General features: G+C 62.0%; 10 protein-coding genes. 5 read left to right on the top strand and 5 right to left on the bottom strand.

The window, feature by feature from the left end:
• Positions 1-39 precede the first annotated feature (39 nt).
• Entirely contained in the window at positions 40-4110 is a 4071-nt protein-coding gene (locus BACI348_RS13645) for a type VII secretion EssC family protein (RefSeq protein ID WP_159826615.1), read from the bottom strand.
• 155 nt (positions 4111-4265) lie between these two features.
• Here BACI348_RS13645 and BACI348_RS13640 point away from each other — a divergent pair, with 155 nt between their 5' ends.
• The 5 genes from BACI348_RS13640 to BACI348_RS13620 all read left to right on the top strand — a co-directional run bounded on the left by BACI348_RS13640 (position 4266) and on the right by BACI348_RS13620 (position 9769).
• Complete coding sequence (locus BACI348_RS13640) at positions 4266-4850, top strand: acyltransferase (RefSeq protein WP_159826613.1); 585 nt, start codon at positions 4266-4268, stop codon at positions 4848-4850.
• 122 nt (positions 4851-4972) lie between these two features.
• Entirely contained in the window at positions 4973-6160 is a 1188-nt protein-coding gene (gene glf, locus BACI348_RS13635; protein WP_159826611.1) for a UDP-galactopyranose mutase, read from the top strand.
• Positions 6157-8148, top strand: a complete 1992-nt coding sequence (locus tag BACI348_RS13630) for a glycosyltransferase (protein WP_159826609.1) — start codon at positions 6157-6159, stop codon at positions 8146-8148. Before glf ends, BACI348_RS13630 begins: the two co-directional genes overlap by 4 nt.
• Positions 8149-9018: an ABC transporter permease gene (locus BACI348_RS13625; protein WP_159826607.1), complete on the top strand. Its 870-nt coding sequence runs from the start codon at positions 8149-8151 to the stop codon at positions 9016-9018.
• A gap of 1 nt (position 9019) precedes the next feature.
• A complete protein-coding gene (locus tag BACI348_RS13620) occupies positions 9020-9769 on the top strand; it encodes an ABC transporter ATP-binding protein (RefSeq protein ID WP_159826605.1) in 750 nt (249 codons plus the stop codon).
• Positions 9770-9802: 33 nt separating this feature from the next.
• On the opposite strand, the gene BACI348_RS13615 is transcribed toward BACI348_RS13620, so the two are convergent.
• From BACI348_RS13615 to BACI348_RS13600, 4 genes are all read right to left on the bottom strand, one after another.
• Positions 9803-11884, bottom strand: a complete 2082-nt coding sequence (locus BACI348_RS13615) for a DUF6541 family protein (RefSeq protein WP_159826603.1) — start codon at positions 11882-11884, stop codon at positions 9803-9805.
• A complete protein-coding gene (gene rfbA, locus BACI348_RS13610) occupies positions 11805-12668 on the bottom strand; it encodes a glucose-1-phosphate thymidylyltransferase RfbA (RefSeq protein ID WP_159826601.1) in 864 nt (287 codons plus the stop codon). Before rfbA ends, BACI348_RS13615 begins: the two co-directional genes overlap by 80 nt.
• 68 nt (positions 12669-12736) lie before the next feature.
• A complete protein-coding gene (locus BACI348_RS13605; protein WP_236557559.1) occupies positions 12737-13606 on the bottom strand; it encodes a glycosyltransferase in 870 nt (289 codons plus the stop codon).
• A gap of 52 nt (positions 13607-13658) precedes the next feature.
• Complete coding sequence (locus tag BACI348_RS13600; protein ID WP_159826597.1) at positions 13659-14546, bottom strand: glycosyltransferase; 888 nt, start codon at positions 14544-14546, stop codon at positions 13659-13661.

The raw sequence follows: 14546 nt of genomic DNA, 5'->3' as shown, positions 1-14546 counted from the left end.
GGAGCCTGAATGCTGCGCCCCGTTTTGGCGTGGGGCCGGTCAGTTCTGTTGCGGGCTGCCTGCAGCCCGGCCCGCCTGGATGCTCCGTGCTATGCCGTCAGTGATGAGCACACCCCTCCCGGCTGGTGGATTGGCCTCCGTTTCGAACCGGGTGCCGAACAGATCGCCGTCCGAGAGCGAACGCGGCGCCAACAAAACTCCTGTGCCGGCCCCGCGTGACTTCATCACCAATGGCACGCGCTGCAGGAGCAACGGGCTGTAGTTGGCCGTCAGCACTACTGGGTAACCCAACGCGTTGAACTCTGTCAGGTACTGCAGCGCCCCGGCCGTGAGGAGGTCAGCATCGTCGGCGAGCGCCACTGTCCCGGATGGAAGGCCGCCCGCTGCTGCACTTGCCAACGACTGCCGCCAGAAGACTTCCGGGTCGTTTCCGTCTGCGGGACGGAGCCATGGCCCGCCCTCCGGATTCATCAGGGGCAGCGCCTGAATGACATTGGTTTTCCCGGCTCCGGGCCCGCCCAGGACGGTGAGCACTCCTCCGTCCGTCAACCTGGCAAACGCCGGCACGGGTTCATCGCCGCAGACGCCGATCACCAGGTATGTGGCCCGGCCGCTGCTTGATCTTGGAATTGCGTTGATCTTCGTGGCCGGCACCAGCGCCGGCAGCGGCTCGACCCGGAAAGGACGGTGGGCGGGAGCGTTCCCCGGGGCGGCGTCGGACTGCCATCCGGATTGCGGACCCGCACTGTAGAGCTGGCAAACAGCCGGGCCACCACCGGAGACCGGACCGAACGCCACAGCGCGTCCCTTGAGTGCGGCCGTCGCTGGCAGGCGCGGCCACGCTATTTGGCTGTCCGCGTTGGATCCGGTGGGGAAGTAGAGCCGGTTTGGAAGGGAAGCGAACGCGCGGGAATTGACAAGCTCCCGGTCACCCGCGATCAGGACTACGATGTTGGCGCGGCTTCCGTCCCGGACCAGGTCCTGGATGAGGTCTTCGGCCCAGGCCAAAGGGCCTGCCCGGAACGCCGAGATCCACGATCCCCACCCGGAAACCGCAAGCACCAGTGGCGGCACGCCCTCCGTGTTGCCGTCACCCAGCCTGCGCGCCATCTCCTGTTTCAGTCGCTCCAGCACCCGGACTGCCCGTCTCAGCTCGTGGGGGCCAACGTGTGCCCCGACGCGTCCGTGACCGCCCAAGCCGGGGAAGTTGTTTCCGGCATCCAGAAGGTAGCAGTGTGCCTCGACCGGGTCGAGGAGCAGTCCGGTGACGGCAAGCTCCAGCGCCTCCGGTGCACCGGAGGATGGGCCGCCGATGAACGCCAGATGGCTGTGCTGCGCGGGCCTCCAGTCGAGGGGGACAACCTTTTGCTGTTCCGGCAGATCCATGAGGCCGAGTTCGATCAACCAGTCCGTGTTTCCGACCCCCGGCCGGACTGCCGGCGATTTCTTCGAAGGGGCCTGAAGGTCAGTGGGCAGTGGAGTGGCCACCGGTGACCGCGGCGCCGGTCCCTCCTGTCCGTGCCACAGGTCCTGAACCCGCGTCACCAGTGGGAGGGCGGCCTGGGCGGGTGTCTGCGGCCCGGCCGGCTGAGGAGCGACGTTGAGCTGGCCCTCAACACCCCTGCTGCCCGGGCCCTCAGATCCACTTGAGCCCAGGCAGTCGATGGCGAGGTGCACTGTAACAATGCCTGTTTCGGCGGAGCCGGCCGGAGGCGTCCCGATTGTCGCGGCCTGAAATTCCTCCGCAGCTTCAGTGCCGCGGACTACGAAGGCGCGTCCGGGTGTGTCCACGCTGATCCCGGCTGCGTCCTTCGTGTTGATGATGTCGCAGGATTCCATGTCGGATTGCACCCTGAGGGCAATGCTGGAGGTGACGTTTGCCCGGATGTCCGCAGTGATGGCACCTTGCGGCCGCTGGGTGGCCATAACCAGGTGGATTCCCAGCGAGCGGCCGATGGCTGCGATCCGCATCAATTCCCGGAGTGCGTCGGGCGCATCATCAACAAGCATCCTGAACTCATCGATGAGGATGACCAGATGGGGGAGCGGGAAGCTGAGTGAGTGATCCGTGGAGCGGTAGGCGGCCAGATCCGGCACCCGGGCGGCGGCCAACGTTTCCTCCCGCAGCCTGATTTCCGCTCTGAGGGATGCCAGTGTCCGTTCGAGTTCGTAGCTGGACAGGTCCGTCAGCATGCCGACGCAGTGGACCAGGTCTGTCAGCGGACCGAGCCCGGACCCGCCCTTGAAATCCACGAAGAGGAAGTTGACCCGGTCAGGTGGATGGCTGAGGGCCAAAGCGAGGGTGAGGGTACGCAGCAGTTCTGACTTGCCCGAGCCGGTGGTCCCCGCGACCAGCAGATGCGGGCCGTCGGCGATGAGGTCAAGGCTGCGCGTTCCGGCAGCGCTCATTCCCAAAGGTACGGGCAGCCCGTTGGTTTGGCCGCTCAATTGCCATCGGGCAGCAATACTTTCCGGAGAGAGCGCCAGAAGGTCCTGGAGTGAGGCGGAACTGGGGACAGCTCGCTGGCCAGTGTCTGCCGGCGCCGGATGTCCAGCGAGTTTTCGGCAGAAATCGTTGAAGGTCTCCTCCGCGGCCAGATCAGGGACGAAGACAACGTCACCTGTCGGACTCGTCAGGATGGATGCCCGCTCCGAAAGCTGTACCTGGCAGGTGCCGTCATTTCCGGCGTCAGCCACGGCAAACTGAAGGACTTGCCAGCCGAGCCGTGTGGCCAGGGCCGCCGTTACGTCGTCGTCTGGCCGCGCGCTGCCCACCAGCAGAAGGACACCGCGTTGGCAGCCGTGTCCGAAGCCTTCGCCCAGAATCCGGCGCGCCTCGTCCGGGGAAGCGGTAAGGGCAGTGCGGGGCAGGTACCGCGCCCCGAGGGGAAGGCGATGCGCCTCGCCCACGATGAGGATGCGGGTGCCGCGCGCCCTGGGGTATCCCGCGAGCTGCATCATGAGCGAGCGGATCAGGCCGTCAGCAACAACAAGTGGCCCGCGGAATGTCGTCCTGGAGATGCCCGGATCCAAGGCAACGGGGACGGTGCCCGCGGACGGAATGCTGACAAACGAACCGGCCGGCTCAATCTTCACGTTCGCAGGTTGGGGCGCTTCACCGAGCCGCAGCCACACTTCGCTGCCTTCAGCGGGTGATTCGGGGCCTTCCTGCGGACGGCTGCCCTGCTTCCGTTCGCCCTGTGCCTGGGGGCTTTGCTTCTGACGTTCAGCCAACACCAGGCAGGCCAACGACGGACCCGCCCGCCGTCGTCGTTCGCGGTCTTGGGCCACCGCAGCCGCGACGGCTTTGGCGAGTTCACGGCGCTGGCGGCGGCCGGATGCAAGGGGCACGAGGACGGACACGGCCGAGGCGGCCGAAAAAGCAAGGAACATCCAGATGCCTGTGGCCACCGCAAGCACCACCCCGATCAGCAGCGGCAGGGCAGCCGCCAGGATGAGCGTGGCCCGGTTGCCTGTCTCAGCTCTGCCGGTGACGACGACGGGCTCCTGGGTCGACATTCCGGAGTCAGCGAGCGCGTATGCCGGCGGGTCCATCAGGGCCAATGACATTGCGGTGTTCCCGCAGCGGACGGCGGAGTCGGTTGAGATAACGGCGTGCCGGACCCTCTGACCGTCCACGTGAATGCCGTTGGCGCTGTCCAGATCGACGAGCACTATGTCCGTATCGCTGACATCGAGCCGGGCGTGTTCGCGGGAGAGCTCGGGGTCGGGGACAACAATCCTGGTACCGCTCCGGCCGATGGTGTACGAACCGCGGCGCAGTGGAACCACGGTGCCGGCGCCGACGCCGCTGTGGACCGCAAGGGCGAGGCGCGCATCTTCGGTGGGCGCCCGACGTCGTAATTTACGGGCACCCGGGTGGGAGGCCCCGTTCACCAGCACGGCACCGTTTGTTAATGGGGCGGCCCCTACGGTGAGTGATCTGAGGTCCTTACCCTTGATGGAGACAGGACCGGTGCCGAACTGACAGGTGAGTTCGGCTTGGAGGAGGGCGCCGGGGGTGCCTTCGGAAGCCTGGATGGTGAGTTCCAGGGGTTCGTCACCTGCCCCGGATGCCGGGCTGCAGACGAGGGTGCAATGGAATTTCATGGGTACAGATCCTCACGGCCTTTGAACCCACGCTAGCCAAGCAGAGCGGCACGCCGCCCGGGTGACTTTCTCTATGTGGACAATCTCCGGCGGCGCTCGGTTAGGATCGCTACAACTTCGATCGCGGACGCGGTCCCTGCCACTAAGGAGCCCTTGTGAGCACTGTTGCAGCCAGCGCTGATGTGTCCGATGAATCCGTGATCGGGGCAGGGACGAAAGTATGGCATTTGGCACAGGTCCGCGAGTTTGCGCGGGTGGGGGAGAACTGCGTCATCGGCCGTGGTGCGTACATTGGTCCCGGCGCAACGCTGGGCGACAACTGCAAGGTGCAGAATTATGCGCTGGTGTACGAGCCGGCAGTGCTGGAGGCCGGGGTCTTCATCGGCCCCGCTGTGGTGCTGACCAACGATGTGTTCCCCCGTGCGGTGACTCCCGACGGCGCCCTCAAGACTGAGGATGACTGGGACAAAGTGGGGGTCACCATCCGCGAGGGCGCGGCGATCGGGGCGCGGGCCGTGTGCATCGCGCCGGTGACCATCGGGGCATGGGCAACGGTCGCCGCAGGCGCTGTTGTCACCAAGGACGTGCCCGATTTCGCGCTCGTGGCGGGTGTTCCTGCCCGGCGTGTCGGCTGGGTGGGGAAGGCGGGGCACCCGCTGAAGCAGGACGGCGGGGAATGGGTGTGCCCCCACTCCGGGGCCCGGTACCTTGAGCAGGACGGGCTTCTGACCGAGGCCTGAACCGCGTCTTTTGGGCGGGTTCCCGGCCGCCTTGATTCGACGTGGGCTGTGGTGGCTCGGGTAGGCTAGAACAGCAGACTTTGGACGACATTGTGCTGCCCGCATTCAAACCAGGAGATTTTGTGACCGCTGACCTCGTCATTGTAGGGTCCGGCTTTTTTGGCCTGACAATCGCAGAACAGGCTGCCACTGAGCTCGGCTTGAAGGTCGTTGTGATGGACCGCCGCCACCATATCGGCGGTAATGCCTACAGCGAAAAGGAAGAGCAGACCGGTATTGAGATCCACCGGTATGGGGCCCACCTTTTCCACACGTCCAATGAACGGGTGTGGGAGTACGTCAACAGGTTCACCACCTTCACCGACTACGTGCACAAGGTCTATGGCGTGCACAAGGGTGAGGTGTATTCCCTGCCGATCAACCTCGCGACCATCAACCAGTTCTTCCGGGCCAACCTCACCCCGGGCCAGGCGAAGGATCTCATCCATGAGCAGGCCGGCGAGCTTGCAGGGACTGATCCACAGAACCTCAACGACAAGGGCATCCAGCTGATCGGCCGCCCCCTGTACGAGGCCTTCATCAAGCACTACACCGGCAAGCAGTGGCAGACCGACCCCAAGGATCTTCCGGCCGGCATCATCTCGCGGCTCCCGGTGCGCTACAACTACGACAACCGGTACTTCAATGACAAGTACGAGGGTTTGCCCACCAACGGCTACACCGCCTGGATTGAGAAGATGGCCGAGCACCCCAACATCGAAGTGCGGCTGAACACCGACTTCTTTGACGAGTCGCATGAATACAGCAAGAACAAGGTCGTCGGGAACATCCCGGTGGTCTACACAGGCCCCGTCGACCGGTATTTCGAGTACGCGGAGGGCGACCTCTCCTGGCGCACCATTGACTTTGAGGAAGAGGTTCTTGAGGTCGGTGATTTCCAGGGAACGTCCGTTGTGAACTACAACGACGAGGACGTGCCCTTCACCAGGATCATCGAACCGCGCCATTTCCACCCCGAGCGTGACTACCAGACCGAGAAGACGGTCATCATGCGCGAATTCTCGCGTTTCGCCGAGAAGGGTGACGAGCCGTACTACCCGGTCAACACCTCCGCGGACCGCGAACGCCTGCTCAAGTACCGCGACCTCGCTGCCGCAGAGAACGATGTGCTGTTCGGCGGCCGCCTGGGCACCTACAAGTACCTGGACATGCACATGGCCATTGGGTCAGCGCTGACTATGTTCGATAACGCTATCCGTCCGCATTTTGATGGCGGCGCCAAGATCGTAAGTGGAGGAGTCACCGCATGAGTGCCGCGGACGAAGTAATTGACTGGCGCACGATCCAACGGGTGATCCTGCCTTCCGCCGACCAGACGGACACCATCCCGCTCTACGTGGACGCCGGCCCTGCCAGTGGGATCCGCCTGCGGGAGAACGACGAACTGGCGCGCGCGCCGAAGCTGCCTGAAGACAAGCTGCAGATGTTCAGCTCCGGGGTCAGCCAGGCGCATTTCGAAGACTTGCTGTCACGTGAGTCCATGAGCGTTCGATCCGGCGAGCAGATCTCGTTCGGCACTTATTTCAACGCCTTCCCCGCAAGCTATTGGCGGCGCTGGACGTCTGTCCGGGATATTCGGCTCGTCGTCAGAACCCGGGGCGCCGGAACGGTCACGGTCTACAAGTCAAACGCCCGGGGCTCGATCCAGCGCGTCGACGGCCGGCACGTCGAAGGGGACACCACCTCCGTTTTTGAGCTCTCCCTCAAACCTTTTGGCGATGGCGGCTGGTACTGGTTCGATCTCGCAGCGGGCGCCGAGGGGCTGCTTCTTGAAGGCGGACAGTGGGAGACCGCGGAAGCCGCCCGTGAAAGTGGCCAGGTCACGCTGGAAATCACGACGATGAACAAGCCTGACTTTTGCTTGAACAACGCCCGAATCCTCGCGGAGAACCTGGACGTCCTGTCAAATGTCAAGGAGATCCTGATCGTCGACCAGGGTACACAGAAGGTGCAGGACCAGCCCGGTTTTGCCGACGTTGCAGCGTCCCTCGGCGGCAAGCTGCGCGTCATCAACCAGGCCAACCTGGGCGGCTCCGGCGGGTTTGCCCGGGGCATGTACGAGGCTGTCGGGAACGGCAGTGACTACGTCCTGTTGCTTGACGACGACATCGTAGTTGAACCCGAAAGCATTGTCCGGCTGCTGACCTTCGCTGACCATTGCCGTAAACCGACCATTGTCGGCGGGCACATGTTCGACCTCTACAGCCGCAGTGTCCTGCACACCTTTGGCGAGGTCGTCGACCCATACCGCATTGTGCCGGCACAACCGCATGCCGACATGGAGTTGCGCCACGATTTCAGTGTCGCCAACCTCCGACAGACTGCGTGGCTCCACCGCCGCGTGGACGTAGACTACAACGGCTGGTGGATGTGCCTGATTCCCACCAAGGTGATCGAGGAAATCGGGCTGTCCCTTCCGTTGTTCATCAAGTGGGATGACGCCGAATATGGCCTCCGTGCCCGGGAAGCTGGCTTTGCAACCGTCTCCCTGCCTGGTGCTGCGGTGTGGCATGTCTCATGGGCCGACAAAGACGACATGGTTGGCTGGCAGTCCTACTTCCACGGGCGGAACCGGCTCATCACCACCCTCATCCACAGCCCGTACGCCAAGGGCGGCCGTGTGTTGCGGGAATCCGTCCAGGCTGACGTCAAGCACCTGGTGTCCATGCAGTACTTCACCGAGCACGGCCGGATTGAGGCTCTGAAGGATCTCCTCAAGGGACCCGACGACCTGCACAGGGTCCTTGCCACGAGGCTTCCGGAGATCAACGCACTGAAGTCCGAGTACCCGGATGCCCAGCTGAAGGAGGACGTTGACGACTTCCCTGCACCAAAACTGAGCAGGGGTCCCATGGGCGGCGCCGCCATTGGCATGCCCCGCAAGAAGGACCTGGTTTCATGGGGCATCAAAACCGTGTCACGGCAGCTGATCAAGGCTCCTGCGCCGGAGAGCTCGGAACGCCCCCAGGGCTTCCTGGCGCATCGCGATAATCGCTGGTTCCGGCTTGCCCATTACGACAGCGTCATTGTCTCCAATGCTGAGGGCACGGGGGCATCCTGGTACCGGCGCGACCCCAAGAAACTGAAGTCAATGCTGGCTGAAGCCACAGCACTGCACCTCCGGCTCTACAGGGAATGGGACAAGCTGGCCGAGCAATACCGCGCTGCTGTTCCCGAGATCACCTCGATTGCAGCATGGAAGAAGACGTTCGACGCCGATTCCAAGGACAACAGCTAGATGGCCCGACAGTTGGACCAGCTAGTCAAACCTGGGGTGGGCCGCGGCCTCCTCGACATCTACGGCGACCGTTTCCTGCTGAAGCTGCTGGTCCGGAAAGAAATAAAAATCCGTTACCGCGGATCGGTGCTCGGCCTGATGTGGTCCTACGTGAAACCGCTGATGCAGTTTCTGATCTACTTCATCGCCTTGGGGATCTTCCTGAACCTTGAACACGGGACGCCCAACTACGCGGTTTACCTCTTTTCGGGGATTGTGCTGGTCAACTTCTTCACCGAATCATTGTCAAACGCCACGCGGTCCATCGTCGACAACCGGGACCTTATCCGGAAGATCTACCTGCCGAGGGAATTGTTCCCCGCAGCGACCGTGTGGGTCTCGGCCGCACACTTCCTGCCGCAGCTTGTGGTGCTGATCGCGGCATGCCTGGTTGTGGGCTGGACGCCATCTGTGCTGCAACTGGCCGCCGCTGTGCTGATCTTCGTCATGATGGCGGTGCTTGCCACTGGTCTCGGGCTGATGTTCGGCGCCGCTAACGTCTATTTCCGCGATTCCGAGAACATCGTGGACATGATCGTAATGGTTGTCACCTGGGCCTCGCCGGTGCTCTATGTCTGGACGATGGTGGAACGCGTCATGGGACCCTGGTACTGGATATACCAGCTGAATCCGATCACAACCGCCGTGGAAGTCTTTCACTGGGCATTCTGGGAACCGACCCTGAAAGCAGACCAGGTGGTCCGCGATACCATGCCTCCCGATCTGCTGAACTTCTGGCTGCCCATCTCATTGTTTACTTCCCTCGCCATCCTGTTCCTTGGCCAGTTGATGTTCCGTAAACTTTCCGTCCACTTCGCCCAGGAGCTCTGACATGACGCCGCACGGCCACGTTGCAATCAGCTGCATTGGCGTCCGCAAACAGTTCGTCCTTCGGCATACCAGGTCCCTGAAGGAAGCCCTTGTATGGCTGGTCAAAGGCCGCAAGGGGGATCTGTCCAAGAAGTTTATGGCGTTGACGGACGTTTCCTTGGAGGTGAAGCAGGGTGAGACGGTGGCCCTCCTTGGACTCAACGGCTCCGGCAAGTCCACTCTGTTGAAACTGATCTCCGGTGTACTTCAGCCGGACGGAGGCTCCGTGCGTACCCGCGGACGCGTAGCAGGCCTTATCGAGGTTGGTGCCGGCTTCCACCATGACCTCAGTGGACGCGACAACGTCTACCTGAACGGGGCCATCCTCGGCATGACCGAGCAGCAGATCGATGACATGTTTGATTCCATCGTTGAGTTCTCGGAGATTGGCGAATTCATCGATACCGAGGTGAAGTTTTATTCATCGGGGATGTACCTGCGCCTGGCGTTTTCCATCGCCGTCCACACGGACCCGGAAGTCTTCCTCATCGACGAGATTCTGGCGGTGGGGGACGAGCCTTTCCAGAGAAAATGCATCGCAAAGATCAAGGAACTCTCAGATCACGGCAAGACCCTGTTTGTGGTCAGCCATGATCTTGACCTGGTCTCCACTGTGTGCGAGCGCGGAGTTCTCCTGGAACACGGGAAAGTAATTATGGACGGCGAGGTACATGAGGTTGTTGCAGAGCTCCGGAGTCGCTCGGATGCCTGAGTGCTGCCCCCCGCCTGCGGTGCATGAGCGCACTCATGCACCGCAGGCGGTTATCTCGTAGAGCTTCGCGTCACCCTCGCTGTCAATCAGCTGCAGCCCCGGGTTGCTGTCCAAGTGCGTCAGTCCCCGCGGCGTGTGCTCGCCGCCGTGAACTTCCTTGGTTCCGAAGTCGAGGACGTAGAACGCTTTCTCGTGCTCGACGGCGGCGCAAACTTCAGGATCCGCGGCAATTGAGCCAAGGTTGTTGTAGATTTCTTCAAGCTCAGGTGACACGTAGCTGAGGATGTGAAGTTGGGCGGCTTTCCGGCCGCTCAAGGCGTAGGAGAGCGCCGCACCAGTGTAGGGGTTTCCAATAAGAGTGGAATCTGAAGGAACGGTTTGCGGCAGCCGGTGAATCAGTTCCAGTTCGTCTGCCGACACCAGGGGCGAGTCGCTGCTGATGGCGTAACGCGTGGAGGCCTGTCCAGCTTCGTGCTTCACGCTGCCCTGCTGGCCCACGGCGACGGCGATCACAACTAGAACTGCAAGCCCTCCCAGGCGGATCAGAGGGCTCCTTCCAAGGGAAGCGGGCAACCGAAGACGTCGCAGGAGTGGCGCTGCTGGCACACGCCACTGGCCACACCTGAGTTGGGACTCCGCCCAGTCCACTCCCAAGGCCACCATCAGAACGGCACCCACGGGAAGAAGCGCTGCGACACGATAGCTGTCGTTGTACCAGACGCCTGCCACAAAATTTCTGATCGGTGAACTCGGGAACCCTGCGACCAGGACGAAGATCCCCGAAAAAATCACGAACGCGAGTCCTGCCCAGGCGAAGCTGCGGGGGCGTTGAAAACACGACCACAAACCAAGGAGCGCCAGTGGCGCCACGAGCCAGGCGGGGGCCAGCCCCATGGGGGCTACGAGAATCGCTTCGCCCAGGGCTTGCGCGACCGTATGGTAGGGACCCCAGAAGGAGGCTTCTTCAGGGGGCCGAAGGGTTAACCACAAAATGAGGAACAGTGCGCAATAAGCAAAGACTGCAGACACGTAGATGTTGAATCGGCGCCGGGCGATGGCACGGTCTTTCCAGAATTGAGGAGCGGACCTGTAAACCGAGAGAGCGGCCATGGGAAGCGTCCACAGGAGCCAGGCCATGAACGTCGTTGGATGCGCAACCACCAAACCCGAAAGAGATAACAGGAGCGCCAGGACAGCCGGCACTTGTCCGGGGCCGCCCGTTGCCGCGCCGGAGCCTGTCAGGCGTGCTGCCAAGGCAACACATGCCGGTAGGACACTGATTGCCAGCAAGTTAGGGTACAGAACTCCAAAGTCCATCATCAGCAACGGAAAGGCTCCCAGGGAGGCGCAGGCGATGCCGGCCAAGACTGTCGGTGCTGTCCGGCGTCCTGCAATCCAGGTGGTCATGAGCAGGCAACTCAACGGCCAAAAAACCGAGGCAAGGATGACGCTGGTGATGTTCACTGCAACCGGAACATCGGTTGCAGTTATCGACGCGACATAGGTCGCTACAGCATTCCAACCTGCTGGGTAGAACCCGCCTCCGGTCATTGCGCCGATAGTCAGCGACGACGCCTGCCCCGTATCGAGGGCGAAGCGGACTGAGTTGAGGTGGAACACCGCGTCGTAGGTCTGGGAGATGGATCCAGGAGTCCCAATGACCTGCAGGGTCCTTAACGCGGTGAGTGCTCCGGCCACAGCAAACGCCGCGAACGGTGCCAGCTGCCTCCACTTTTGAGATGGGCTGGCCCCGGGTTCCGGAGGCCTGACCGCAACTGGGGTGAGCCTGCCTGCGAGAAATCCCGCTACCGCCAGGAGGATCGTCACGGCACCCACGGGAAGGAGACCGTAACGCAGTCCCAACAAGGGCGTGGCAGTGGAAGCCAGCACAATGACGCCCACCGACAAGGCCGGGGCAAGCGCTAAAGCGTCGAAGGACCTAAGGCGCAGCACCCAAGCGATAGCCAGCCCGGGAGCGAGCAGAAGGACAGCGGCGAGAACTATTTGGGGGACAAGCGGCAACCACATAAGGTTTTTACGGTTCGAGCAGGCCGAGAAGGTACGCTCCGTAACCGCTCTTGACCAGCGGTTCAGCCCGCTGTCGAAGTTCATCATCCGTCAGGAAGCCTTGGCGCCAGGAAATCTCTTCCGGTGCACCTATTTTGAGTCCTTGCCGGTTCTCCACTGTACGGATGAAGTTTGAAGCATCATTGAGGTCATCGAACGTTCCGGTGTCCAGCCATGCCGTACCGCGTGGAAGTATCTCCACCCTTAGGTTGCCCTTCTCAAGGTAGGTCCTGTTTACATCGGTGATCTCAAGTTCGCCGCGGGGCGAAGGTTTGAGGTTCTTAGCGATTTCGACGACGTCATTATCGTAGAAGTAGAGGCCTGGCACCGCGTAGTGCGACTTAGGCTGTTGAGGTTTTTCTTCCAGCGATATGGCTGTGCCCTGTCCGTCAAACTCGACGACGCCGTATGCCTTGGGGTCCTTGACCCAGTATCCGAAGACCGCCCCGCCTTCAAGGTCTGCGTACTTCCGCAGCTGGGTGCCCATGCCCTGGCCGTAAAAGATATTGTCGCCGAGCACCAGCGCTACGGTTTCACCGCCGATATGCTCCTCCCCAAGGATGAAGGCCTGGGCGAGGCCGTCCGGCGAAGGCTGCTGGACGTAGGTGAGATTGATGCCGAATTGGGAGCCGTCCCCGAGCAGCCGCTGGAATTGCTCTGCGTCGTGAGGGGTGGTGATGATAAGGATGTCCCTGATACCCGCCAGGATCAGAGTTGACAGCGGGTAGTAAATCATCGGCTTGTCATACACCGGGACCAGTTGCTTGCTGATGCCGTGCGTGATGGGGTGAAGACGTGATCCGGTCCCGCCGGCAAGAATAATTCCGCGCATGGACTATATCCTCCCCCACGGCTCAGCGGTGAACCAAACCAGAGCAGGCCAGGGGCGGCCGCTTGCCTTCACGCGCCTGGCTTTTTGCCCGTCCGCCCACGCAGCCCGTCCCGCAGGCCCGCTCCTGCCGCAGCAAGGCGCGCTGCCCGTCCAGGTGCCAAAAGTGTCACCACTGCAAGATGGCGGAGGTCGGCCCAGTAACCGGCAGCCACCCACAGCGGGTGCCTGCGCGCGTACTGTCGCGAGACCAAAACACGGTTCCTGAAGATGTAGTAATACCGCCAAGTGGCTGCGGTCCGGACCCTGAGGGGGCCGGATGGAAGCCGGAGGCCCCGGCCCAGGATTCGCGCGTCAACGAATGTCCCCAAAGAATGATCGAACTCGGCTTCGGCAAGGACAGTTGCCCACCCCGCAGTTTTTGCACGAAGGTAGAACTCAGTATCTACCAAGTCGATGAAGAGTTCCTCCTGGAAGGCGCCCACGGCATCGAGGACGTCTGTTGTGATCATCAGGCCGGACTGGATTGGTTCCTTGCCCAGGAGAATGCCGTTTCGACGTCCGGCGGACATTACCGGGTTGCCGCGTATACGGGCCGGTCCGATAAGTCCCGTTCGGAGGCCCCGTGCCCGAGCGGCAGCTTCCCCGGCGAGCAGTGACTGAATATAGCCAGGGGGCAGGGTGGAGTCTTGATCGACCGTGAGGACGTAACGGACTGTTGCGGACTGGCGCGCCCGTTCTATCCCTTTGTTGAGCGCGGCCCCGATGCCGGAGTTGATCGGGAGGCGTTCGACGTCGGCACCGGCGTCCGTGAGCTGGTCCAGGATGTGGCTGTAGCCGGGCCCACTGCCGTCGTCCACGACTACAACGTTGGGAGATTGCGCGAGCAGGGCCCTAACGTTTTCTACCAGTTGCGGTGCAGGTTGAAATGCTGTGACCACACATGCCACGTCAGCTGACAGTTCGTGGGCGGGGAGGCCCTCGTTGTGCCTCTCATCTGCCGAACGCATGACCCACCAATCGTTTCAATGTGTCGCGTTTCTTCTGTCGGACGGCGTAAGGCACAAAAAGAAGGGCGTGAGCTCTGGACGTCAAGCGAAGACGGGCTGCCCGCCCTGCCTTTTGCCAGCCCTTCGCTTCGCAGAGTTGGGCTGCGAGGTCGAAATAGTCGCGCTCGCCGTCGAAACGGGATCCGTCCAACAGCTTCGCGCCTGAAGCGCTGCTGGTGTGCCGCCGATAGGCGAAGCAGACTTCGGGCTCGATGAGCAGCGCGGCACCGTCGAGGACCATGTCCATTACCAGAGCAAGGTCCTGAATAACGGGGAAGCCGTCGCGGAAATCAAACCTGCTGATGCTTTCGCGGCGGAAGGCCAAGGAGGGCCAATACAGCCAGTCTCCGTGGAGGAGGCTGACGGCCAGATCCTCACCGCCAACCAGCCTGGCACCACGTCCGCGCGGCCGAACAAGGCGCTGCTTTACCACGTCCGTCAGTGGATTCGTCGGGTTTCCGGCTTCATCAATAACGCAAACACCCGGCTGAATGATGGCGGCATCGGGGTAGTTCCTGCCGGCCCGGAGAATAGTGCTGACGTAGTTCGGAAGAAGCACGTCGTCGCAACCCATGACAACGACGATGTTCTGGCTGGCCAAGGAGATGCAGGTGCGAAAATTCTCCGTTATGCCCTGGTTCGCCTCTTTGCGAATGTAGGTGATGCGTTCATCTTCCAAGGTCTTGACATATAGCTGCACTTCGTCGTCGGGGTAAGCGTCATCGACGATCGTAAGTAACCAATCGTCAGTGTCTTGGGCCAAAACGCTGTCGATTGCCAACTTCATGTAGTTGGGGTCGCCCCAATAGGGAATGAAGATGTCCAGTGCCAT

The organism is Arthrobacter sp. 9AX (assembly GCF_902506095.1).
Taxonomy (GTDB): domain Bacteria; phylum Actinomycetota; class Actinomycetes; order Actinomycetales; family Micrococcaceae; genus Arthrobacter.
This window is presented reverse-complemented; position numbering and strand designations above follow the sequence as displayed.

What these genes read in the sequence shown, in the direction of transcription:
- BACI348_RS13645 (WP_159826615.1), bottom strand. Translation starts at nt 4,110, where the DNA reads ATGAAATTCCATTGCACCCTCGTCTGCAGCCCGGCATCCGGGGCAGGT.
- BACI348_RS13630 (WP_159826609.1), top strand. Translation starts at nt 6,157, where the DNA reads ATGAGTGCCGCGGACGAAGTAATTGACTGGCGCACGATCCAACGGGTG.
- BACI348_RS13625 (WP_159826607.1), top strand. Translation starts at nt 8,149, where the DNA reads ATGGCCCGACAGTTGGACCAGCTAGTCAAACCTGGGGTGGGCCGCGGC.
- BACI348_RS13620 (WP_159826605.1), top strand. Translation starts at nt 9,020, where the DNA reads ATGACGCCGCACGGCCACGTTGCAATCAGCTGCATTGGCGTCCGCAAA.
- BACI348_RS13615 (WP_159826603.1), bottom strand. Translation starts at nt 11,884, where the DNA reads ATGATGAACTTCGACAGCGGGCTGAACCGCTGGTCAAGAGCGGTTACG.
- rfbA (WP_159826601.1), bottom strand. Translation starts at nt 12,668, where the DNA reads ATGCGCGGAATTATTCTTGCCGGCGGGACCGGATCACGTCTTCACCCC.
- BACI348_RS13600 (WP_159826597.1), bottom strand. Translation starts at nt 14,546, where the DNA reads ATGGCACTGGACATCTTCATTCCCTATTGGGGCGACCCCAACTACATG.